This window comes from Vibrio sp. OPT46, assembly GCF_015163535.1.
In the GTDB taxonomy this organism is placed as follows: Bacteria; Pseudomonadota; Gammaproteobacteria; order Enterobacterales; family Vibrionaceae; genus Vibrio; species Vibrio alginolyticus.
The window spans coordinates 1-461 of sequence record NZ_JADDYG010000798.1 but is presented as its reverse complement, the minus strand read 5'-3'; the positions used below and the strand labels follow the sequence as shown (position 1 = coordinate 461).

1 pseudogene is annotated in these 461 nt (G+C 38.4%); it reads left to right on the top strand.

What is annotated here, in order from left to right:
- Nucleotides 1–461, top strand: a pseudogene (locus IQR33_RS27990) (hypothetical protein); the annotation flags it as partial.

The window sequence follows — 461 nt, the reverse complement described above, 5'->3', positions numbered from 1 at the left end:
CAATCTAGCCAGCCTGGTACCATGGCGATGAACATCATTGAAATGAAAGGCATTGGTGGTGAGCTATTTGGCATTCGCGACAATGACGATCCAATATATGCCAACGTTGATGACAGCATTGACTCTTTCCGACTACGTAATTTCCAAGTAGAAGTCGCAAAAGGTCTAGGCCGTCAATTAGATGTAAACTACGACGTTGATAACGATAAATTAGATGCATCTTATAGCTTTATTCAAGGTCTACCTAAGTTTGGTATGTTGCAGCTATTTCCTTTAGCTGGTGCGGGTATCACTATTGCTAATGATTTTAGTGGTGATGACAAAGGTTATGAAATTCCAGGTACTTTCACTGTTGTGGGTATGTACTCAAAAATTGAATTAACCGATAAAATCTGGATTAACTACAACCCAATGTATATGCATACGTTGTCAGGGTCTAGTCAATATAAAGATACTTATTA